This window comes from Streptomyces sp. CRN 30 (genome assembly GCF_034105845.1).
This window is the reverse complement of sequence record NZ_JAVRHI010000159.1, coordinates 65,371-88,774: the sequence shown is the minus strand read 5'-3', so window position 1 is coordinate 88,774 and position 23,404 is coordinate 65,371. Positions and strand designations below refer to the sequence as shown.

15 protein-coding genes are annotated in these 23,404 nt (G+C 71.9%); 13 read left to right on the top strand and 2 right to left on the bottom strand.

What is annotated here, in order from left to right; genetic code table 11:
• The first annotated feature begins 266 nt into the window (after positions 1 to 266).
• The 5 genes from UW392_RS15830 (at position 267) to UW392_RS15810 (ending at position 4,759) form a co-directional block, all read left to right on the top strand.
• Entirely contained in the window at positions 267 to 1,280 is a 1,014-nt protein-coding gene (locus UW392_RS15830; protein ID WP_320775636.1) for a ParB/RepB/Spo0J family partition protein, read from the top strand.
• Positions 1,281 to 1,506: 226 nt separating this feature from the next.
• On the top strand, positions 1,507 to 1,764 hold the full coding sequence (locus tag UW392_RS15825) for an acyl carrier protein (RefSeq protein WP_320775635.1): 258 nt from the start codon (positions 1,507 to 1,509) through the stop codon (positions 1,762 to 1,764).
• A 13-nt stretch (positions 1,765 to 1,777) separates the two neighbouring features.
• A complete protein-coding gene (locus UW392_RS15820) occupies positions 1,778 to 2,683 on the top strand; it encodes a phytanoyl-CoA dioxygenase family protein (protein WP_320775634.1) in 906 nt (301 codons plus the stop codon).
• A 46-nt stretch (positions 2,684 to 2,729) separates the two neighbouring features.
• On the top strand, positions 2,730 to 3,605 hold the full coding sequence (locus UW392_RS15815) for an amidohydrolase family protein (RefSeq protein ID WP_320775633.1): 876 nt from the start codon (positions 2,730 to 2,732) through the stop codon (positions 3,603 to 3,605).
• Positions 3,602 to 4,759: an acyl-CoA dehydrogenase family protein gene (locus UW392_RS15810; protein ID WP_320775632.1), complete on the top strand. Its 1,158-nt coding sequence runs from the start codon at positions 3,602 to 3,604 to the stop codon at positions 4,757 to 4,759. The genes UW392_RS15815 and UW392_RS15810 overlap by 4 nt, the downstream gene beginning before the upstream one ends.
• Before the next feature lie 21 nt (positions 4,760 to 4,780).
• Here UW392_RS15810 and UW392_RS15805 read toward each other — a convergent pair whose 3' ends face one another.
• On the bottom strand, positions 4,781 to 5,695 hold the full coding sequence (locus UW392_RS15805; protein WP_320775631.1) for a hypothetical protein: 915 nt from the start codon (positions 5,693 to 5,695) through the stop codon (positions 4,781 to 4,783).
• Between the two features lie 161 nt (positions 5,696 to 5,856).
• Between UW392_RS15805 and UW392_RS15800 the strand changes: the two genes are divergently transcribed.
• Positions 5,857 to 7,020 carry a benzoate/H(+) symporter BenE family transporter gene (locus UW392_RS15800; protein WP_414496208.1) on the top strand — a complete coding sequence of 388 codons (1,164 nt, stop codon included), beginning with the start codon at positions 5,857 to 5,859 and terminating at the stop codon, positions 7,018 to 7,020.
• An 87-nt stretch (positions 7,021 to 7,107) separates the two neighbouring features.
• On the opposite strand, the gene UW392_RS15795 is transcribed toward UW392_RS15800, so the two are convergent.
• A complete protein-coding gene (locus UW392_RS15795) occupies positions 7,108 to 8,118 on the bottom strand; it encodes a threonine/serine dehydratase (RefSeq protein WP_320775629.1) in 1,011 nt (336 codons plus the stop codon).
• A gap of 105 nt (positions 8,119 to 8,223) precedes the next feature.
• On the opposite strand from UW392_RS15795, the gene UW392_RS15790 reads away from it, so the two are divergent.
• The 7 genes from UW392_RS15790 to UW392_RS15760 are packed head-to-tail and all read left to right on the top strand — an operon-like array spanning position 8,224 to position 23,377.
• Positions 8,224 to 9,888 carry a carbamoyltransferase N-terminal domain-containing protein gene (locus tag UW392_RS15790; RefSeq protein ID WP_320775628.1) on the top strand — a complete coding sequence of 555 codons (1,665 nt, stop codon included), beginning with the start codon at positions 8,224 to 8,226 and terminating at the stop codon, positions 9,886 to 9,888.
• 28 nt (positions 9,889 to 9,916) lie between these two features.
• Positions 9,917 to 11,746 (top strand): non-ribosomal peptide synthetase, encoded by a 1,830-nt coding sequence (locus UW392_RS15785; protein ID WP_320775627.1) that lies wholly within the window; start codon positions 9,917 to 9,919, stop codon positions 11,744 to 11,746.
• Positions 11,743 to 12,672, top strand: a complete 930-nt coding sequence (locus UW392_RS15780; RefSeq protein ID WP_320775626.1) for a chlorinating enzyme — start codon at positions 11,743 to 11,745, stop codon at positions 12,670 to 12,672. The genes UW392_RS15785 and UW392_RS15780 overlap by 4 nt, the downstream gene beginning before the upstream one ends.
• A 2-nt stretch (positions 12,673 to 12,674) precedes the next feature.
• Positions 12,675 to 13,865: an alpha/beta hydrolase gene (locus tag UW392_RS15775; RefSeq protein ID WP_320775625.1), complete on the top strand. Its 1,191-nt coding sequence runs from the start codon at positions 12,675 to 12,677 to the stop codon at positions 13,863 to 13,865.
• Complete coding sequence (locus tag UW392_RS15770; protein ID WP_320775624.1) at positions 13,862 to 15,256, top strand: FkbM family methyltransferase; 1,395 nt, start codon at positions 13,862 to 13,864, stop codon at positions 15,254 to 15,256. The genes UW392_RS15775 and UW392_RS15770 overlap by 4 nt, the downstream gene beginning before the upstream one ends.
• A complete protein-coding gene (locus UW392_RS15765) occupies positions 15,253 to 16,887 on the top strand; it encodes an AMP-binding protein (protein ID WP_320775623.1) in 1,635 nt (544 codons plus the stop codon). The genes UW392_RS15770 and UW392_RS15765 overlap by 4 nt, the downstream gene beginning before the upstream one ends.
• Positions 16,880 to 23,377 (top strand): condensation domain-containing protein, encoded by a 6,498-nt coding sequence (locus UW392_RS15760; RefSeq protein WP_320775622.1) that lies wholly within the window; start codon positions 16,880 to 16,882, stop codon positions 23,375 to 23,377. The genes UW392_RS15765 and UW392_RS15760 overlap by 8 nt, the downstream gene beginning before the upstream one ends.
• The last annotated feature ends 27 nt before the right edge of the window (positions 23,378 to 23,404 follow it).

The following is a 23,404-nucleotide window of genomic DNA, read 5'->3' as shown; positions in this document are numbered from 1 at the left end:
CCCCGGCACAGGGCCTTGACACTCCGTGGAATCCTCGCCGGATACGCGTGCGAGTGTCAATGGTGACCGACGCGGCGCCGCCGTGTTTTACACGTGTCGGCGGGTCGACAGCACCAAAGGGCCTCCTTAGGATGCCGAGGTGTTGCCAGCAATCGATTGACCGACCTTGACCGGGGAGTCCCCGCGCTGTGCCCGGCGGACGAAAGACCGTTTGAATCGAGGGGGAAAGTTTGCTGCACATTTCCGACCGGCGGCACGATTCCTTGGTGGACGTCGCCCCGGCAGGCGCCGCGGAGCCGGTACGACCCGCCGGCCTCCGGGACGAAACCCCCGACGAACCGGAACCGTTACGGCTCCCGATCAGGACCCTGCTCCTCGCCGACTCGCCGCGGCTCGACGGGGAGGACCTCGACCACGTCCGCGCCCTCGCCGAGGTCGACGAGGAACTGCTGCCCCCGGTGGTCGTGCACCGCGCGACGATGCGGATCATCGACGGCCGGCACCGGCTGCTCGCCCTGCGCATGCGCGGTATCGACACCGTGCGCGTCCGCTTCGACGACAGCGCCGAGGACCCGTTCGTGCTGGCCGTGCAGCACAATGTCGAACACGGCCTGCCGCTCTCCCTGGCCGACCGCAGCGCGGCCGCCACCCGCATCCTGGGCTCTCATCCCCACTGGTCCGACCGGAAGATAGCGGCGGTCGCCGGGCTCTCCCCGGGCACCGTCCGCACCCTCCGCGCGTGTTCGACCGACGATTCTGCGCAGTCGAACACGCGGCTGGGCCGGGACGGCCGGCGCCGCCCCGCCGGCCGCAGCGCCGAAGGGCGCGTCCGCGCGGGCGAACTCCTGCGGGAGAACCCCGACATGCCGTTGCGGCAGGTCGCCGCGGCGGCCGGTATCTCCCCCTCCACCGCGTTGGACGTCCGGGACCGGGTGCGCGACGGCCGGGACCCCGTCCCCGCCAAACTCCGCGACGGCCACCACAAGAAGCGGAAGAAACCCGCGGCCGAGGCGCCCGCGCCCCGGTCCGCCGTCGACTGGGAGTCGGAGCTGCACCGTCTGCGCGTCGACCCCTCGCTGCGCTACACCGACACCGGCCGCTTCCTGCTGCGGCTCTTCGACGCCCGGCTGCTCAGCACCGACGAGCGCGCCCTGCTGGCCACCGGCGTCCCCTCGCACTGCACCACGACGGTCGCCAACCTCGCCCGCGTCGTCGGCGCGGCGTGGCACCAGCTCGCCGTCGACCTCGAACAGCGCGAGCAGAACTGGGACGAGGGCTGAGCGCCGGAATCCGCCGCTCTGCTCTCGCACCTCTTGACTCTCCTTCCGTTCCCCTTTCTCTCGTTTCTCTTTCTCTCGTACCACCTGCCCCAATCGCAACACACGCACCTCCTTTACCACCCGCACCTCCGCATAAATTCCGTACCGCGCGAACTCGGAAAGACATGCGCCGCGCCAGTCATCCGTCTCGCCAAACGCCGAGTGGGAAGAGCCGATGTCGACTCCAATGACATTGTTCGATGAAGTGTTCCGGGTACTGGTCGCGATGGTCGGCGAGGACGTGGCGGACCGCCGGGACGACCTGTCCCCGTCCACGCCGCTGAAGTCGCTGGGCATGGACTCGATGAAGTACATCAACCTGCTGCTGAGCCTGGAGGACATCATCGGCAAGGAACTCGACGAGGTCGCCGAACACATCGACCTCGCCGAGATCACCACCGTGGGCGACCTCGTCGCCCTGGTGGAGCGGTTGCGGAACCTGTGAAGGGGGCCGGCTCATGACCGACAGCGAACCCGACGTCCACGCCCTGCTGCCGTCGGCCGAGGACATCGCCGGCTACCGGCGCGACGGCTACTACGTCTCCGGGAGGATTTTCAGCGACGACCTGCTGGCCGCGGCGGTGGAGGGCAGCGAGCGGCTCTACCGCGGCGAGTACGACGAGCGCTTCGCGTGGAGCGACGATCCGGCCGTGGACCCCCACTTCGGCGTCCCCTTCACCGACCGCACCCGCAGCCGCGCCGACGGCTACGCCTCCTTCCACAGCCTCGCGCTCCGCGCCCTGGCCCGGCATCCGGTGATCTCCTCGATCGCCGCCGCGCTGACCGGTGCCACGGAGATCAGGGCCTGGAAGGACCAGCTCATCTACAAGGCGCCGGCGAGCGGCCCCGGCGAGAACGAGGGGGTCACCGGGTTCCACCAGGACAAGCGCTACTGGCCGACATGCAGGTCGGACCGGATGATCACGGCGTGGATACCGTTGCACGACTGCTCCACACGGAACGGCTGTCTGGTCGTGATCAAGGGCAGCCACCGGTGGCGGAACAACCACGCCCTGGTCACGTTCGACGAGCGGAACCAGGACTACATCAAGTCCGAGCTGATCAACAGCGAGGGCGACGAGCTGGTCGAGGTACCGCTGCAACTACGCTGCGGCCAGGTCAGCTTCCACGACTGCTACACGATCCACGGCAGCTACCCCAACGTCTCCGACGCGCCGCGCCGGGCCCTGTCGGTGCACCTCCAGGACGGCGAGAACCGCTACCGCGACCTGAACTTCCTCAGCTCCGCGAAACCGGTCTTCCTCCATTCCCACGACCTCATCTGCCGGACGACGGAGAAGGGGCTCCCCGACTACAGCGACCCCGACATCTTCCCCACGCTGTACCGCGGCACCGCGCGGTGACCGCGGGCCCCCGGGTGCCCCGCCCCGGTCCCGGAGAGGGACAGACGTGATCGACGTCCACGTCCATCTGGCCGACGCGCGCTGCCTCTCACCGGGGTTCGTCGCGGGCATCGGCGCGTCGATCGGCGACGACAGCCGGGTCGGGCGCGCCCTCTCCCTCTACCTTCGGGACCGCGACGGCAGACGGCTGCTGTCCCGGATGACCGCCCACGGCATCGCCAAGTCGGTGCTGCTCATAGCCGACTTCGGCCCGGCTCTCGGCGAACCCCCGCTGACCGTCGAGGAGATCCACGAGCACCACGCCGCGGTGGCCGGCGCGTCCGGGGGACGCCTGACCTTCTTCGCCGGCTTCGACCCCGCCCGCGGCGAGCGGGGCCTCGACCTCGTCAGACGGTGGACGGCCGAGCCGGAGTGCGAGGGCGTCAAGCTCTACCCGCCCTGCGGCTTCGAACTGGACGACGAACGGCTGCTGCCGCTCTGGCGGCACTGCAACGACAACAACGTCCCCGTACTGACCCACTCGGGACCTTCCCTGCCCGTGCTCGGCCGCCCGCGGCGCTACCCGGACAGCCTCCAGGAGGTCCTCCGGCGCTTCCCGGACCTGCGCGTCGCACTGGCCCACGGCATGATCTGGGACCTCGACGGCACGGTCCAACTGCTCCAGCGCCACCCCGCCAACCTCTACGCGGACATCTCGTCGTTCCACCAGCTCTCCGCCCCCGATCTGGACCGGATGCTGGACGCCTGCGCCAAAGTCCCCGACCAGGTCCTCTTCGGCTCCGACGCCCCGCTCTTCGACTTCTCCGGCAGCCTCGGGGACAGGATCGAGGAGATGCGCCGACGGCTGACACCGACACTGCGGACCGCACTGTTCGAAGCGAACGCGCGGAGTTTCCTGTACGGCACCAGGACGAGGGTGTGAGCGTGGACTCGATCTACTTCTCTCCCGAGGCGGCGGCGTTCCGCGCCCGGACCCGCCGGTTCCTCCACGAGCACGTCGTGCCCCACCTGGACACGTGGGAGACCGAACGCCGCATCCCGCGCGCGGTCTGGAAACTGCTCGCCGGGGAAGGGCTGCTGGGACTGCACTACCCCGAGGAGTACGGGGGACGCGGCCTGCCGTTCTTCCACTCCGTGGCCTATCTGGAGGAGTTGGGACGGCTGGGCAGCGGCGGGTTCCGCGGCGCGGTGTCCGTCCACAGCTACATGGCGACCACCTACCTGCACCTGGTGGGCGACCCGGCCCAGAAGCAGCGGTTCCTCCGGCCCGCCGTCGCGGGCGACCGGATCGCCGCGCTGGCGATCACCGAACCGGAGGCCGGCTCCGACGTGTCGGGCATCGGCTGCGCGGCACGGACCGTCGGCGACGGGTTTGCCGTCGACGGCACCAAGGCGTTCGTCACCAACGGAATGACCGCCGACTACCTGGTCACCGCGGTCCGCACGGCCGACGGACCGGCGCAGGCCACCGGCTCCGGCACCCTCTCCCTCCTCGTCATCGACGCCGAGGCGCCGGGGGTGACGCGGACCCCCGTCGAGAAGCTCGGGTGGCACTGCTCCGACACCGCGACCGTCCGCTTCGAGGACGTCAGGGTGGCGGGGGACCGGCTCCTCGGCCGGAAGAACGCCGCCTTCATGACGATCATGAAGGCGTTCCAGCTCGAACGCGTCGCCGCCGCGCTCCTCGCCCTCGGCGAGGCCGACCGCGCGCTGGAACTGGCCCGGCGGTACACCTCCCGGCGCCGGGCCTTCGGCAAGCCGCTCGCCGCGCACCAGGTGGTACGGCACCGCCTGGCCGAGCTGATGAGCCACACCGAGGCGGCCCGTCAGCTCACCTACCACGCGGCGTGGCTGCACAGCCGGGGCAGGACGGCGATGTCCGAGAGCGCGATGGCGAAGCTCCGCGCCACCGAACTGGCCGCGGACGCGGCCGGGCAGTGCCTCCAGCTGTTCGGCGGGCACGGCTACCTGGCCGAGGCGCCGGTCGCCCGGCTCTTCCGGGACACCCGCCTGGACACGATCGCGGGCGGCGCCAGCGAGATCATGCGCGAGGTCATCGCCGACACCGAGCTGTGACGCGCCCCGCCCGGCCGGTTCTCAGCACTTCCGCAGGACGAAGCAGCCCCAGCGGAAGTACCCCACCGTCAGACAGGTGAAGACCGCACCGGGCGCGGCGGGCGTCGCGGCCTCGTAGTCGACCAGGTTGATCAGCACATCGCAGGAGAACACGTGCCCGAGCCGCCCGAGGTTGTCGAGGTGGAACTTCTCCCGGCCGGTGCCCAGCTCCCGCATGAGGGCACGCTGCACCAGCATGTTGTAGTTGCCGCAGAAGACCTTCTCCATCTTCTCCCGCGGCAGCTCCGCGGGGATGGCCCGCCACAGTCTGCCCAGGTTCTTGACCGAGTTGTCGACGAAGGCCAGGACGTCGAAGGTCCGCGTGAGATGGGACAGGTCGCTGCTGGTCGCCAGATGCCGCAACTCGTAGTCGCCGCCGGTCTTCGACAGGACGAACGACAGGGCCCCGTCGCTGAGGACGGACTCGGCCGAGTCCATGAAACGGTCGCGGTCCCGGGCGCACTTGTCGCCCACGACGATCAGCACCTCCGCGTAGTCGTTGGCCCGCAGCAGGCTCGACCCCAGCTCCAGGGCGGCCGACAGATTGGAGCACTTGGAGAGGGTGACCCCGTACAGCTTGGCGTCGACCAGACCGTGGTCACCGAGGATCCGCGCCACCTCGGGGTAGTCGAGCCCCACCGCGTGGATGGATTCGACCGTCGGCGCGAGCAGCACCGCGCCGATGCCGGACGGCGCCGTACCGCTCGTCCGCATCGTCTCGCCGACCGCGCGGCCGCACAGCTCGGGCAGGCTCAGCGGACTCTTCCGGTAGTGGCGCAGGCCCAGTCTGGTGAAGAGCTGCACCTGCTCCGGATCGCCCTCCTCGATCTCGGTGAGGGGCACGGCGTCCCCCACCGTGTAGGCGAGACCGCGGAGATAGAGCGACTGATCGGTCATGCTCGGCATCCCTAACGTGAGGCGGGCTCGCGGAGGCGGAGGCACCGGAGAGAGGTCACTGTCCGCTCGGGTATGATCACGGACTCATGAAGTCGCTGTCCCACTTAGCGCGGCACGCAGCTCCCCCCTCGGCCGTCGCCGCCGGCCTCATCGCGGTGTCGGTGGGCTCCGCCAGCTCCGCGGCCATCGTGTTCACCGCGGCCAAGGCCGCCGGTGCGTCCGCCGGCGAACTGGCCTCCTGGATGCTCGCGTTGGGCATCGGCATGGGCGCGACCTGCATAGGACTGTCCCTACGGTATCGCACCCCCGTGGTCACGGCCTGGTCCACACCGGGCGCGGCCGTCCTGGCCACCGGCCTGCTCGGCGCCACCATGGCCGAGGCCGTCGGCGCGTTCCTGGTGTCCGCGGCGCTCATCACCGTCAGCGGGGTCACGGGCTGGTTCGCCCGCGTCATGGACCGCATCCCGATGTCCCTGGCGTCGGGTCTGCTCGCCGGCATCCTCGTCGGTTTCGGCACCGGGCTGTTCGGCGCGATGCGCGAGAGCTTCGGCACGGTCTTCCCCATGTTCGCGGTGTACCTGCTGTGCCGCCGCTGGCTGCCCCGGTACGCGGTGCTGGCCGCGCTGGTCACGGGGGCCGTCGCCGCTTCCCTGGCGGGTTCGGTGCACCTCGGGGACGTGGACCTCGCGACCGCCTCACCGGTCTTCACCGCGCCCGACTTCTCCTGGAAGGTGATCGTCAGCGCCGGGCTGCCGCTGTTCGTGGTGACCATGGCCTCGCAGAACCTCGCCGGAGTGGCGGTCCTGCGCAACGACGGCTACCAGGTGCCCGTCTCCCCGCTGGTCGGCTGGACCGGGGCGGCCAACCTGCTGCTCGCCCCGTTCGGCTGCTTCGGCCTCAACCTCGCGGCCATCACCGCGGCGATCTGCACCGGCAGCCAGGCGCTGGAGGACCGCGACCGGCGGTACATCGCGGCCCTGTGGGCCGGGGTGTTCTACCTCTGCCTCGGTCTCTTCGGCGGCACCATCGCCGCGCTGCTCACCTCGCTGCCCGCGTCCCTGATCGCGGGGATCGCCGGCCTGGGACTGCTGAACACCATCATCACCTCCCTCACCTCGGCGCTCGCGGACGAGCGCTGGCGGGAGTCGGCCGCGGTCACCTTCCTGGCGACCGCCTCCGGCGTCACGCTGCTCGGCATCGGCTCCGCCTTCTGGGGCCTGCTCGCCGGTGTCCTCACCGCGCTCGTGACCCGGACCGTACGCGGGAGGACACCCGAGGCGGAGAAGCCGGCCGAGGCCGGGACCGGGACCGGGGCGAAGCGGTAGAGCCGGACGGCCCCGGGACGTGCCGGAGGCGCACGCCGCCGGCGCGGGGCGGTGTCTGTCCTGCCCGCAGCACGGCCCCGGCACCGCCTACCCCGCCCGTTCCGGCCCGCCGGCAGCCGCCGGCACCGGTGCCGGTCTCGTGCCGACCCACCGGTGATAGGCGTCCATGTCGACGTTGCTGCCGCACACCACGGTCGCCACCCGTCTGCCCGCGAAGCGGTCGCGGTCCTCCAGGAGCGCCGCGATGCCCAGCGCCGCCGACGGTTCGACGACGAGCCCCGCGTGGTCGAGGAGCAGCCGCATCCCCTCGACGATCGACGACTCCTCCACCAGGACGGCGTCGTCGGCGACGACGAGGAGGTCCGCCAGCGCGTCCGGGTTCGGCACCCGGCCCGCGACCCCGTCGGCGATGGTGTCGGTCGACTCGGTGGTGATCACGCGCCGCGCGTGCCACGACCGCGTCATGGCCGGAGCGCCCTGCGGCTGCACGCACACCACCTCCACCTGCGTGGCCAGCGACTTCACCGCGAAACCGACCCCGCCGGCCAGCGCCCCGGTGCCCAGGGCGACCAGCACGGTGTCGAACCGTGAGGTGTCGGCGGCCAGTTCCAGGCCGATGGTCGCCGCACCGTCGCAGGTCTCGACGTCCACACTGTCCTCGACGCGCCGCACACCCCGCTCCCGCGCGATGGCCGCCGCCCGCTCACAGGCCACGTCGTAGTCCCCGTCGACCAGGACCAGTTCGGCGCCGAGCGCGCGGATGCGCTCCAGCTTGACCGCGGGCGCGGAGCGGGACGCCACCACGGTGACATCGAGCCCCCGGTTCCGCCCGGACCACGCCAGGGCCTGGCCCAGATTGCCCGCGCTGGCACACACCACGGCCTTCCGGCCGCTCGCGGCCAGCCGGCTCGCGATGATCTCGGTGCCGCGCGCCTTGAAGCTGCGCACCGGGTTCACGGTCTCCAGCTTCAGGCTCACCGAGCACCCGAGATCCTCCCCCAGACCGGTACACGGGTAGAGCGGGGAGTCCAGGAAAAGTGGGTCGATCGCTTGACGGGCCGCTTGTATTCGAGCTAAGTCGAGGCGTGTTTTCCGCATGACGGAGCAGTGTAGTTCAACGACTTGGACTCCCTTGAACGGTCGCAATGCCGTAGGTAGCATCGGGCTCCGACCGCGAAGCATGGGACAATGAAAAATGGGGCCATGCGTAATCAAAAAATCATTTCTGTCGGCATCAAGCTGAGCCATGACGGCGGTGTCGCCCTCTTCGAGGACAATCACCTGGTCTGCTGTCATGAGATGGAAAAGATCGACAACAACCCCCGTTACTCGGAATTCCGGCTGACCCGGAGCGAGCTGGCCGCCCTCCTCGGCGACGTCGGCTACGACTGGGGCGAGGTCGACGGGCTCGTCGTCGACGGCTGGCACACCACGCCCTTCGCGGTGACGCTCGGCGGGGAGCAGGTACCCTTCGAGGTCGCCGAGTACGGCCACCTCTACGACGTCCGCTCCAATCCGCTGGCGAACAAAGCCGCGTTCAGCTCCTACTTCGACCGCGAGTACACGAGCTACCACCACATCACCGGGCACATCTTCTCGGCCTACTGCAGCAGCCCGATGGCCCGGCGCGGCGACCCGTCGTACGTGCTCTCGTGGGACGGCATGTCCTTCCCCCAGCTCTTCCATTACGATCGCGGCGGAAAACTGGAGTGCCTCGGCCACCTCTTCCCGATGAGCGGGTTCATCTACACGTACTTCGCCGTGAACTTCGAGCCCTACAAGAAATATCGGCCGAACGATCTCTCGCTCGCCGGAAAATATATGGCCTACATAGCCAAGGGCCGCAGACAGCCGACGCTGCTGGCGAACTTCCACGCGATCTTCGAGAAACTCGTCGCGAAGAACGGGCCGGTCACGACCCACGACGAGATGCTCACCTTCGAACGGGCACTGCTGCTGAAACTGGTCTTCCGCGCCAAGGCCAGCGGATTCGGCGACGAGGACATCCTCACCACGTTCCACTGCTTCCTGGAAGAGGTACTGGTCCGCACGCTCTCCGCCCGGCTCGACGAACTGGACAAGGGGCCGCGCGCCCTCTGCTACGCCGGCGGATGCGCCCTCAACATCAAATGGAACAGCGCGATCCGGCGCGCGTGCGGCCTGACGGAACTGTGGATCCCGCCCTTCCCCAACGACGCGGGCAGCGCCGTCGGCACCGTGTGCAGCGAACTGGTCGCCAAACACGGCTACGAGTCGATCGACTGGAACGTCTACAGCGGCCCCGCGGTCCGCGACACCGCCTGGGACGCGGACGGCTGGACCGCGCGCGACTGCACCCTGGCCGAACTGGCCACCCTCCTCCACGAGTCGCAGCAGCCCGTCATCGTGCTCGGCGGCCGCGCCGAACTCGGCCCGCGCGCCCTGGGCAACCGCAGCATCATGGCCGCGCCGACGTCACCGGAGATGAAGACCCTGCTCAACCGGATCAAGCGCCGCGAGTCCTACCGGCCGGTCGCGCCGATCTGCGCCGAGGAGGACGCGCCGCGGTTCTTCGACCCCGGCACCCCGGACCCGTACATGCTCTACGACCACCGGGTGCGCCCCGAGGCGGTGGAGCGGCTGCCCGCCGTCTGCCACCTCGACGGCACGGCACGCCTGCAGACCGTCCACGAGCGGGAGAACCCGCGGGTCCACGAACTGCTCAAGCACTACGAGCGGCTCAGCGGCGTGCCGGTCCTGTGCAACACCAGCGCCAACGACCTCGGCACCGGGTTCTTCCCCGACGTGCGCAGCGTCGCGGAATGGGGCGAGGTACGCCACATCTGGAACGACGGAACGCTCCACACGCGCACGGCGGACGACACGTGACCGGTACCCCTCGGCGGTGAAGGAACAGATGGCAACCATCGCGAACGGCACACCAGCATTCCGGGGCGGACTCCACGAGGTCTTCCGCCGCCGGGCGGAGCAGACGCCCGCGCGGACCGCGGTCGAGAGCGGCGACGAGAGCCTGACCTACGGGGAACTCGACCGCCTGTCCGACCGGCTCGCCGCCCACCTCGGCGCCCGGGGCGTCGGCCCCGGCGAAGTGATCGGCCTGTCCTTCCCCCGGGGGATCGACGTGGTCGTCGCCGTCCTCGGCATCCTCAAGGCCGGCGCGGCCTACCTGCCCGTCGACGCGGACCACCCCGCGCCCCGCGTCCGCCACATCGTCGAGCACAGCCGCGTCCGGTGGGTCGTCGCCGCCCCCGGGCTCGCCGGCACCTTCGACGGCCGGGACGGGCTCACGGTCGTACCGTACGAGCGCGGCTCCCTCGCGGACGACCCGGGTGACACCCCGCCGAAGCCGGTGCCGGTCTCCGCCGACGCGCCCGCCTACGTCATCTACACCTCCGGGACCACCGGGAAGCCGCACGGCGTCGTCGTCGCGCACGGGAACGTCGACCGGCTGTTCCGCGAGACGGAGGACTGGTTCGGGTTCCGCGAGGACGACGTGTGGACCCTGTTCCACTCGATCGCCTTCGACTTCTCGGTGTGGGAACTCTGGGGCGCCCTGCTGTACGGCGGCAAGGCCGTCGTGGTGCCCGCCGCGACCACCCGCGCACCCGAGCGCTTCCACCGGCTCGTCGCGGACCGGGGCGTCACGGTGCTCAGCCAGACACCGACCGCGTTCCGCGCCTTCGACGCCGCGGACGAGCGCCTCGGCGGGGACCTCGCCCTGCGCCACGTCGTCCTCGGCGGCGAGGCACTCGACCACGAGGCCGCCGCGGCGTGGCTCGCCCGGCGCGGCGCGTCCCGCCCGCGGCTGGTGAACATGTACGGCATCACCGAGACGACCGTGCACGTCACCTACCGGCCGCTCACCCCGGACGTGCTCGCCGCGTCCGAGCACTCGCCCATCGGTGTCCCGATCCCCGACCTGACCCTGCGCCTGCTCGACGCCGACGGCCGGCCCGTCGCGCCCGGGGAGATCGGGGAGATCCACGTCAGCGGCCCGGGTGTCGCCGCCGGCTACCTCAACGACCCGGAACTCACCGCCGCCCGGTTCACCCGCTCCGGCCCGCACGGGGCGACCTACCGCACCGGCGACCTCGGCGTCACCTACGACGGCACGGAGTACTTCTTCGCCGGCCGCGCGGACACCCAGATCAAACTGCACGGCTACCGGATCGACCCGCGCGAGATCGAAGCCGTCGCGGACGAGCACCCGGAGCTGTCCGGCTCCGTCGTACTGAAGGTGACGCCCCCCGACGGCGAGGCCCACCTCGTGCTGTTCGCCCTGACCCGGCACGGCGCCACCCCTGGGCTGCGGGAGGAGGCACTGTCCCGCGTCCGCGCGGCCCTGCCGGCCTACGCCTGCCCGGCCCAGTGCGTCCTGCTCGCGGAACACCCGCGCAACCACAACGGCAAGACCGACCACGACGCGCTGCGGGCGGCCTACCTCGCACAGGCGAGGACACCGGAGCCGGACCCGGCCGACGACCACGCCCTGAGGGTGCGGGCCATCTGGGAGCAGGTCCTGGGCCGGCCGGTCACCTCCCCGCACACGGACTTCTTCGAAGGCGGCGGCACGTCGCTCGACCTCATCCGGATCATGCAGGAGACCAAGAAGCAGCTCGCCGTGGAAGTCGACCTGGGCGCCTTCGCGGACGGCCTGTCGCTCGACCTCTACGTCGATCACGTCGGCGAGCGGTTCGCCTCCGGGAAACGGGAGTTGATGTCATGAACAAGTTCAGCCTCACGCCCACCGAGCTGGCCGACTTCCAGCGCAACGGCTACGCCGGGCCGTTCACCCTCTACGAACCCGAGGAGATGGCCGAGCACTGGCGCCGGCAGCGGCTGCAACTGCTCGACCGCAGCAACGCCGTCTACCAGGACACCGAGGCGATCTCGCAGGGCACCAACATCTCCAACTACGACCGCCACCTCGACAACGCCTTCCTGGCCGAGCACATCGCCCGGCCGGAGATCGTGCACCGGGTGGCGAGCATCCTCGGCAACGACGTCATCTGCTGGCGCTCGGAGTTCTTCCCGAAGTACCCCGGCGACGAGGGCACCGACTGGCACCAGGCGGACACCTTCGCCAACGCGGGCGGCGAGCCGCAGATCGTCTGGGACGAGGACCGCGAGTACGGCGGCACCATCACGGTGTGGACCGCCTTCACCGAGGCGAGCACCGAGACCGCCTGCCTCCAGTTCATCCCGGGCACACACCGCCAGATGTTCTACGACGAGACCCTCGGCATGCACTACGACCCGGAGGCCAACAACAACAGGGTCAAGAACGGCGTGACCCGCGGCTTCTTCGGCTACGACTACCGCCAGCTGCAGATCGACCCGGACTGGTCGCCGGACGAGAGCAAGGCCGTGTCCATGGAGATGCGGGCCGGACAGTTCATCGTGTTCTGGTCGACGCTGATGCACGCCTCGCACGGACACGCCGGCCGGACGCAGGAGATGCGGATGGGGTTCGCCGGCCGCTACGTCCCCGCGTCGGTGCACGTCTACCCGGGGCTCGACGAGATCCACGAGTACGGCGGACGCATCTCGCTGGACGACTTCGGGTGCGTGCTGGTGTCGGGGGAGGACAAGCACGGCCGCAACCGGCTCCTGACCCACACGACGACCGGCGTGCCGTTCGGCAAGAGCTGACCGTGGACGGGTTCGAGGAGTGGGCGGCCAGGGCCGTCGAGGTCTTCGGCGAGATCAAACCGCTGGCCGACCGGCTGCCGCAGGACCGCTTCGAGGTGGTCGTGGAGGAGCACGAGCACCACGGCGGGGCCGCCGGGCGGCTGCTCGACACCGTCGCCCGCGAGGTGGGGCTGCGGCAGACCGTCGAGGTGCGTACCGTACCCGAGCAGACCCCCAGCTCGTTCGGACTGGCCGTGGAGCGCCGGCTCCGCGGCCTGCTCCGGGACGGCGGCCCCCTGGCGGACCGGGCCCGGCAGGCCGGGGACGCGCCCGTCCGGCGGGCCGCCGCACGGGCGCGCGAGCTGGCACCCCGCGCGGTGCCGGTCCGCACCCGCGACGGCCTGGTCCTCGACGCGTTCGCCGTGGGCGACCGGACGAGACCGGCGGTGGTCCTCGTCCCTCCGTGCGGTATGCCCGTCGCCCTGTCCCGGCGCTGGCTGCGGGCGCTCGGCGCGGACCACCACGTCGTGACCTGGCAGTCCCGCGGCATGTTCGACCCGGACGGCCCCGCGCCGGGCACGGCGAGCGGCGTCGCCGACCAGGCCGACGACCTGCTGGCCGTCATGGACGCGTTCGACCTGCCGGCCCCCCATGTGATGGGCCTCTGCGGCGGCGCGGTGCTCGCCCTCGACGCGGTCCACCGCCACCCGGAACGGTTCGGGTCGGTGAGCCTGTGGCACGGCGACTACGACTTCGGCGCGGACTCCACCAAGACCGACCACCAGCGGGACGTCCAGGCGCTGATGGAACTGGGCGCCGACAGCCTCGACAAGGCCACCGCCTACCAGAAGCTCATGCACCGCCCGGCCGCCCTGGCGAAGATCCCAGAACGGGTCGCGCCGCTGGTCCTCTACCCGTACGCGACACCGGCCCTGTTCCACCACTACTGCCGCCTCAACCTCGCCATCATGACGTTCGACATCACCGGCCTGCTCGCCGGCATCGCGCACCCGACGCTGGTGGTGACCAGCCGCACCGACACCACCGCGCACCCGGCCGGATCGCACCGTGTCGCGCGCGAGCTGGCCCGCGCGCGACTGGTCGAGGAGCCGTCCGGCGACCACCTCTCCGTCTTCGACACCTCGATCCGACTGACTGGGCTGGCCGTCGACTTCGTGGCGGCGCGGCACGCGATCACACCGGGACACCGATGACCGACACACACGCCCTCGACGTCGAGCACCACGGCCGCGGCCCCGGCGGGCTCGTGGAGGAGTACGCCGTCCTGCGGCACCGGACGGGGGACCGGAGCCCCGTCGCGGTCTTCGCCGTACCCGGCCCGGCCGCCCCCGCCGTCCGGCGGGCGGTCGCCCTCCGCGAGGAGACGGACGGCGGACTCACCCTGTTCGAACCCGACGACGACCTGATGCTCTTCCACCGCAACCGGCGCGAGGCGGACTTCCTCCACCGCGAGGTGTTCCGGGACAACGAGTATCTGCGCAACGGCGTGACCCTCCCCGAACACCCCACCGTCGTCGACGTCGGAGCGAACGTCGGCGGCGCCTCGGTGCTCTTCGGACTCGTGCGGCCGGGCGCCCGCGTCATCGCGTTCGAACCCGTCCCGCAGCTCTGCCGGGCCGTCGAGCTGAACGCCCGGCTGCACGGCATCGACCTGGTCGTCGTCCCCGTCGCGGTCGGCGACACCCGGCGCCGGACACGGATCACCTACTACCCGAAGAACACCGCGATGTCCGGCCTGCTCGCCGACCGCACGGACCGCGACGTCCTCAGGACCTACCTCGCCGGCACCGAGGAGGCCGGAGCCGGACTCGACGCGATGGTCGCCGAACTGCTGGCAGGCGAGTCGGTCGAGTGCGAGGTGCGGACCCTGCGACAGGCGCTCGAAGGACACGCCGTCGACCGCGTCGACCTGCTGAAGATCGACGTCGAGAAGGCGGAGTGGCAGGTCCTGCTCGGCATCGACGACGACCTGTGGAGCCGCGTCGACCAGGTGGTGATGGAGGTCCACGACATCGACGGCCGGGTCGCCGCCTGCGTCTCCCTCCTCCGCGACAAGGGCTTCCAGGTGCTGGTCGACCGCAACCGGGACCTGCTGGAGACCGACATGTACGGCGTCTACGCACGCCGGGGACCCGTCGGCCCCGACACCACCGCCCCGCCCTGGCGCAGGCCGCTCGCCACCCCCCGGGCACTGGCCGCCGCCCTGCGCGCCGCACCGGGCACCGAGTTCACCGGCCTGCCCGCGGACCGGCTGCGGTTCCTGCCGGCCCTCCCGAGGGACGGCCGCGGCCGGGTGGACGCCGCCGCCCTCCTCGCCCGGACACCCGCCGACGACACCGCCGAGACGGGCCCGCCGTCCGAGATCGAGGAGAAACTCGCCGCCATCTGGCGCGAGATCCTCAAGGTCGACGACATCACCGCCGCCGACGACTTCTTCGACCTGGGCGGCACCTCCCTGAAATCGGTGCGGATGGTCCTGGAGGTCGACGAGGTCTTCGGCGAGAACGTCCTGCCGCCCGACCAGCTGTTCCTCGGCAGCCGGTTCGGCGAGGTCGCGGCGACCATCCGCAGGAACCTGGGATGAGGCGGCAGCTCTTCGCGGCCCTCCAGGCGCTGGCGGACAACGACGTCAACGAGGTGGTGCACCGCGACGGCGGACGGGTCCGCACGCCCTGGTCCGAGCTGGCCCGTGACATCGACCGCGCCGTCGCCCGGCTGGCGTCGCTGCGGCCCGCGGCCGGCGAGTTCGCCGTGGGGCTGATCGGGCCGACGTCGTACGCGTGGATGGTGCTCGACCTCGCCTGCCTCAAGGCGGGGTTCCGGTCCGTCGCGGTCCCGGAGTTCCTGACCGCCGCCGAGATCGCTGACCTCTTCCGCGAGGCCGGCGCCCATGTCGTGCTCGCCGACCACGCGCTGGCCGACCGGCTCACCGAGGTCCACGCGCCGGTGTGGTTCTTCCGGACCCGCGGCGCCGCCCCGAGATACGACTTCGACCTCCTCGAAGGCACCGAGTGGACATGCACGGCCGAGGGGATGCTGGACCACTACTCGACCGGATACTCCTCGGGCACCTCCGGCAAGGCCAAGCGCGTCGACCTGACCTTCCCGCCCGAACAGCCGGCGCCGCCCCTGAAGCGCGCCGCCGCACTGGCCGTCCGGTACTACCGCTACCGGACCAGCTTCTGGAGCCGCAAGGACAACAGGCTCTTCCTCTTCATGCCCTTCTCCCACCCCCAGCAGCGGGCCTTCGTACGACTGGCACTGATGCGGAAGATCGACATCGTGCTCTCCGAACCCCTGCGCTGCGTACAGGACCTGACCGTCGAGAAACCCAACATCATGGTGAGCGTCCCCATGATCTACGAGGCGCTCGCGGCGCGGATCGAGCACAAGCTCCAGCAGCTCGACGACCGCCGCAAGGCCGTCCACCGCCTCTACCTCCGGCTGGGCGTCAACCGCCTGGGCAACCGCAACCCCGTCAAGCGTCTTTTCGACCGCTACCTCTTCCCCCAGGTGCGCAAGGTCTACGGCGGGCGCGCGGACTACTTCGTCACCGGCAGCGCCCCGATCGACCCGCGCACCCTCACGACGTTCCACCGGGTCGGCGTGAAGATCTACGAGGGATACGGACAGAGCGAACTGCCCCGCATCATCTCCATGAGCTCCGAGAAGGACTTCCGCATCGGCAGCGTCGGCCGGCCCCGGGTGCCGGTACGGATCGGCGCGGACGGCGAGATCCTCGTCCGGATCGACCGCGGCGAACTGGCCGACCCCTCGGTCGTCACCTTCGACGAGGACGGCTGGATCCGCACCGGCGACCTCGGCCACCTCGACGCGGACGGCTTCCTCTTCCTCGACGGACGCAAGGACGACGTCATCGTCCTCGACAACGGCAAGAAGGTCTTCCCCGCCGGCGTGGAGACCGTCTTCCACGACCTGAAGACCGAGAACTCCCTCTGCGTCACGTCCTTCGACGGCAAACGGATCACCGCCGTCGCGTACTGGCCCGCCGAACGCGGCGGCCGCGACGCGCTGCGCGGCTACCTCGCCGCGCTCAACACCGAACTGGCCGACCACGAGAAGGTCACCTGGTTCGTGCACACCGAGGAGCCGTTCACCGTGGAGAACGGCCTGCTCACCGGCACCGGAAAGCTCCGGCGCCGACGGATCAGGACGGCGTACGGCGAGGCGAGGCGGGAGCGCGTCGATGGCTGAGGACACCGGCCCCGGACAGGGACACCACAACTTCGGCGCCGTCCTGGCGCGCCGCGCCGCCGAGGCACCGGCCGGACCCGCGTACACCTTCCTGCGCGGCGGACCGGACGACGCGCACACCCTCACCTACGGCGAACTGCACGCCGCCGTCGCCGCCCTCGCGGCCCGCCTGGCCCGCTTCCCCCGGGGCGCCAGGGCGCTGCTGCTCTACCCGCACGGCCCGGAGTTCGTCCGCGCGTTCTGGGCCTGCCTGCTCGCCGGGATCGTGCCCGTGCCCTGCTACCCGCCGCGCAACGCCCGCTCGGCCGACCGGCTCCTCGCCATCGCGGCCGACGCGCAGGTCTCCGTGGTCCTCACCGACCCGTCCGTGCTCCGCCGCGCGGGCGAGCGGCTCGCGGACACCGTGCCCTGCCTCGTCACCGAGTCCGTCGTGACCGGCGGCGACATCCCGGACGCCTTCCCGCCCGCGGCCACGCGCCCGGACGACCCGGCGTTGCTCCAGTACACGTCCGGCTCCACCGGCGCCCCGAAGGGCGTCGTCGTCTCGCACCGGAACCTGTACCGCAACCAGGAACTGATCCGTGCCGCCTTCGGCCAGGACAGCGGCTCGACGATCGTCTCCTGGCTGCCCTTCTACCACGACATGGGACTCATCGGAAACGTCCTGCACTCCGTCCACGTCGGCGCGCACGCGGTGTTCCTCTCACCCGTCGAACTGCTCCGCAGGCCCCTGTCCTGGCTGGAGGCGATCAGCCACTACCGCGCGACCGGCAGCGGCGGCCCCAACTTCGGCTACCAGCACTGCGTGGACCGCGTCGACGACGAGGAGATCGCCCGGCTCGACCTGAGCGGCTGGCGGGTCGCCTACTGCGGTGCCGAACTCGTCCGCGAACCGACCCTCACGGCCTTCGCCGAGCGCTTCGCCCCGGCCGGCTTCCGCGCCGAGGCGTTCCGGCCCTGCTACGGCATGGCGGAGGCCACGCTGCTCGTGTCGGCCGCCGACGGCTGCGTCACGCGCCCACCGGGCGGCACGTCCGCCGACCGCGCGCCCGCGCCGCTCGCGCCGACCGGGCATTCCGCGTCGTCCGCGTCTTCCGCGCCGTCCGCGGCGGCCGTCGTGTCGTGCGGCGTCCCGCGCGGCTTCCGCTGTGTCGTCGTCGGCGAGGACGGCGCGGAGCGCCCGGACGGCGAGGTGGGGGAGGTGTGGCTGAGCGGCGCGAGCATCGCGAGCGGCTACTGGAACGACACCGAGGCATCCGAGGCGTTCCGCGCCCGCACCAGCACCGGCGAGGGCCCGTTCTACCGCACCGGGGACCTGGGCTTCCTGCGCGACGGCGAGCTGCACGTGACGGGCCGGACCAAGGAACTGGTCATCGTCCGCGGACGCAACCACTACCCGTACGACCTGGAGTGGGCGATCGCCGAGGGCGCGCCGGGCGTGGCCCGGGACGGCTGCGTGGTGTTCTCCGTCGACGGGGAGCACGGCGAGGAACTGATCGTGCTGTGCGAGTACCGGCGTACCTGCGGCCTGCCCCACGACGACGTCATCCGGTCGGTCCGCACCGTGCTGCTGGAGGAGTACGGCATCGCCCCGGCGGCGGTCTTCCTCGTCGCCGACCGCCGGCTGCCGCGCACCAGCAGCGGCAAGCTCCAGCGGACGCTCTGCAAGGCCGACTTCCTCGCCGGCCGGACCGACGGCCTCGCCCACTGGACGGCGGCGGGCGACGAGCCGGCCGGCCCGGAACCGACCCCGTTCCCGGCGGTCTCGGACGCCGAACGGCTGGTCGCCGAGGCGGTCCAGCGGTGCAGGGGACCGCTCCGCATCGGGCGCGACGACACCTTCTTCGGAGTGGGCCTCGACTCCCTCGGGATCGCCGAACTCGCCGCCGCGGTGTCGGCGGCGTCGGGCCGGGCGGTCGGCGTCGAAGCGCTCTACACCCACCGGACGGTCCCCGCTCTCGCGGCGCACCTGGACACCCTGCCACCGGCGGACGAGCCCGCGGAACGGACGGACGACGGCCCGCTGCCCCTGAGCGCCGTCCAGGAGGCGATCTGGGTCGACCACCAGTCGAGGACGCCCGACAGCCGCTACAACATCCCCGTCCGGGTCGGCTTCCCGCCCGGCGTCCCGCGCGAACGCGTCGAGGAAGCGGTCGCCGTCGAACTCGGCCGCGCGGAACTGCTGCGGTGCCGGATCGTCCGGCGGGACGGACGCCTGGGCCTTGTCCCCGCCGACTCGGACGCGTACCGGCCCCAGGTGCTCGACCTCACCGCCCTGGACGGACGGCGGGCGGCCGAGGAACTGGACGCGAACGCCGGCGCGCTCGTACGAGAACCCTTCGACCTCGACGAACACCCCCTGTTCCGGGCCGTGCTGACCCTCCTGCCGGACGGTTCCAGCACGCTGATCCTCGTCGCCCACCACGTGGTGTGCGACGGCTTCTCGCTCCACGCGCTGGCCCAGCGGCTGCTCACCGCGGTGACCGGCGCCGGGCCACTGGCCGACGCGAAACCCGACACCTCCTACCGGGGTTACGTCCTGAGGCAGCGCCGCGCGGTCGCCCGGGACGGTGGCGACAGCGCCGCGCACCGCCGCGAGCGGCTCGCGGACGCCGTCCCGCTGCGGCTGCCCCGGGACCGCCGGCCCGCCGCCGACGGCGCCCGCGGTCCGGTCGCGAGCCGGTGGCTGCACCTGAGCGACGAAGAGTCCCGGTCCCTCGCCGGGGCGGCCCGCCGCTGGGGCACGACCCCGTTCGCCGTGGCGCTCACCGCGTTCGCCACCGTCATCGGCAGGATCACGCGCCGCACGGACGTCGTCCTCGGCGTGCCGCTCCTCGACCGCGACCTGCCCGCCATGAAGGACACCTTCGGCCCCTGCGTCAACCCGGCCACCCTGCGCGTCGAACTCGACGCCGGGCGGTCCGGCGCCGACCGGGCCGCGGCGGTCACCGCCGTCCTGGCCGACGCGCTCCGCCGCCGCGCCGTACCGGAGAGCGCCGCGGCGGGGGAGCGCGGCACCGGCGGGCCCGCCCCGCGCACGCCGCTCACCTCCGTGTACTTCAACGGACTCACCTTCGCCGCCCCCGACCGGGTCGCCGCCGGCTTCCTCGGCGACCAGGGCCTCACCGCCCGGCTCGACCTCGACGTCTACGCCGCCCTCGACGGCGACGGACGCGGCGCGCTGCGCTGGGACTACGACACCTCGCTGTTCGAACCCGACACGGTGCGCCTGTGGACGGACGGGTTCCGGACATGCCTGCACCGGCTCACCGAACGGCCGGACGAACCGCTGGACGCCGTACCCCTCCTCGTACCGCCTCGCCCCGTACCGCCCCGCCGCGCCCGCCCGCCCGCGGCCGAGGCACCCGCCGACGCCCCGCCCACCCTGCTCGCGGCCGTCAGGGAGACCATGGCACGGCACCCCGGGCGGACGGCGGTGGTGACCCCGCGGGGCGGGACGACGTACGGAGAACTCCTCGACACGAGCCTCCGTGTCGCCGCGCACCTGCGCGAAGAACCCGGGGACGACCCGGTCGGCCTCTGCTTCCGCGCCGCGGACACCGCCGCCGCGCTCGCCGCGATGGTCGGCGCGCTCGACGCCGGCCGGCGCTACGTGGTCCTCGAACCGCGGGACCCCGCTCCACGGCTCCGCCGGATCGTCGCCGACGCGGGGGTGCGCACGGTCCTGGCGGCCGGGGACCTGCCCTGGACCGACGGAGCGGACGGACCGAGGACGGTGCGCGTCGACGAGATCCACGCGGCGCCGTCCCCCGGGGCCACCACCGCCCCGCCGCCGGAGAGCGGCTACCTGCTGTACACCTCCGGCACCTCCGGCACGCCCAAGGCCGTGATCCAGCGGGCGGAGAACGTACGGTACTTCGTCGAGCAGTACCGCCGACGGCTGTCGATCACCGAACGGGACACCCTCACCCTCGTCTCGTCGCTCGGATTCGACGCCGCCGTGCTGGACGTCTGGACGGCCCTGGTCACCGGCGCCCGGCTGGAGGTCCTGGCCCTGCACGAGTCCACCGCCCACCGCGACCTGTGGCAGTGGGCGGCCGACCGGTCCGTCACCGTCCTGCACACCACACCCTCGCTGTACCGCACGATGCTGGCCACCCGGAACGGCCCGGACACCGGCCGGCTGCGCGCCGTCGTCCTGGGCGGCGAACCCGTCCTGACCGCCGACGTCGTCCGGCACTTCGAACTGGCCCCCCGAGTCGGCCTGCACAACCTGTACGGCCAGGCCGAGAACACCCTCGGCTCACTGCACCGGTTCGAACCCGGGCACGCCGCGCGCGCCGTCACCCTCGGCACGCCCTGCGACGGCACGACCCTGAAGCTCCGGACCGAGCACGGCGGCGGCCCGGAGGTGTACGAGGTCGGCGAGATCGTGGTCGGCTCCGCACACGTCGCCCGCGGCTACCTCGGCCTGCCCGGCCTCACCGCGGCGAAGTTCCCGCCCGGCGGCTACCGCACCGGCGACCTCGGACGGTTCCTGCCCAGCGGCGAGATCGAGCTGGTGGGACGCGCCGACCGGCAGGTCAAGGTGAACGGCTACCGCGTCGAACCCGCCGAGATCGAGACCGTCCTGACGAGCCATCCCGCCGTCACCCGCGCCCTGGTCCGCCGGCACCGCGGCGGCGACGGCACCGACTCGCTGACCGCCTACGCGGAGATCCCCGACGAGCGGCGGCCCGCCGCACCGGACGCCGCCGGCCTGCGCGACCTGCTGGCGCGGTCGCTGCCCGCCCACATGGTCCCGGCCGCCGTCCGCGTGCTCGGCGCCTTCCCGCTCACACCGAACAACAAGGTCGACACCGCCAGACTGCCGCCGCCCGGTCCACCCGCCCCGCGCGACGGCCGCCCCGAGCGGCCGCTGACCGAGCGGGAGCGGGCCGTGGCCGCCTGCGTGGAGGACGTCCTGGGGGTCGCGCCCGCAGGCCCGGAGACGTCCTTCTTCGAACTGGGCGGCAACTCCATCGGCGTCATCGAACTGCTGCACCGCCTGGAGCGGACCACCGGCCTCACCCTCTCCTTCAAGGACGTCTTCGAGGCCCCCACCGTCGCCGCCGTCGCCGCGCGCCTCGCACCGGCCCGGACCGGGACGTGGCCGGAGCTGTCCCGGCACCCGGCCCGCCCCGAGTACCCCGCCACCTCCGCCCAGACCCGGATCTGGGTGCAGGACCAGCGCACGTCCTACAACGTGCTGGCCTCGGCCCACGTCGCCGGCGGCCTCGAACCGCGCCGGCTCGCGCGCGCCGTCGACGCGGTGACCGCCCGGCACGCGATCCTGCGCACCCGCTTCGCCCTGCGCGACGACGAGGTGGTGCAGCGCGTCGAGGACACCCCGGCGGGCAGCGAGGTCCTGGTCGAGCGCGTCGGCCCGGACGACGACCGGGAACAGGCCCTGACCGCCGTCGAACAGCGCGAACTGCACCGGCGGTTCGACCTGGCCACCGGCCCGCTGTTCCAGGTGACCTCCGTGACCGGCGCCGGCCCGCACGACGTGCTGATGCTCTCCATGCACCACATCGTCTGCGACGCGATCTCCGTGGCCGTCTTCACCGAGGAGGTGCTCACCGCCTACGCGCGACGCCGCACGGCACTGCCCGAACCGGCCGTCCAGTACGGCGACTACGCCCTGTGGCTGCGGGACATCGCCGCCCGGGGCCTGCTGGAACCCAGCCGCGCCTACTGGCACCGGAAACTCAAGGACGGCGTGCCCGCCCTGCGACTGCGCACGGACCGGCCGCGCGGCCCCGTCAAGTCGTTCACCGGCGCCGTCCTCCACGGCCACCTCGACGAGACGGCGGCCGCCCGCGCCCGGGAGCTGTGCCGCAGCGAGGGCGTCACCCTCTTCACCCTCCTGCACGCCACCCTGGTGCTGACCCTGCACGAGCGGACCGGCCAGACGGACCTCTGCCTCGGCACGCTGTCGACGGGCCGCGAGTTCTCCCGGCATCTGGCGCCGCAGCTCGGCTTCCTCGCCAACACCCTCGCCCTCAGGACGGCCTTCACACCCCGCACCACCTTCCGCGAACTGCTGGCGCTCGCCCGCACCGAGTTCCTGGAGTCCCACGCGCACCAGCTGTACCCGCTGGAACAGCTCGCCGACGTCGTGCCGCACCCCGGGGCGGGACGCGGGTTCCTCTTCGACGTCCTGCTGGTCCTGCACGACCACGCGGACCTGGAGGAACGGGTACGCCGCGCGACCGGCATCGACATCACCCTGCGCCGACGCCGGGCGTGCGTCGCCAAGTTCGACCTGACCTTCAACTTCGTGGCGCGCGACGGACGCGTCGAGACGATGGTCGAGTTCGATCCCGGCCTCTACGACGAGGAGACCGTCGCCCTGCTCTGGCGGCGTTTCACGGCACTCCTCGCCGAGGTGACGGAAGCCCCCGGGCTGCCCCTCGCCGCGTACAGCGGCAAGGTCGAGGAGGAACGGACCGCCGCCGCCGGCCACGACATCGACTTCGACTTCTAGCGACGCCACCGACGCCACGGACGGGAC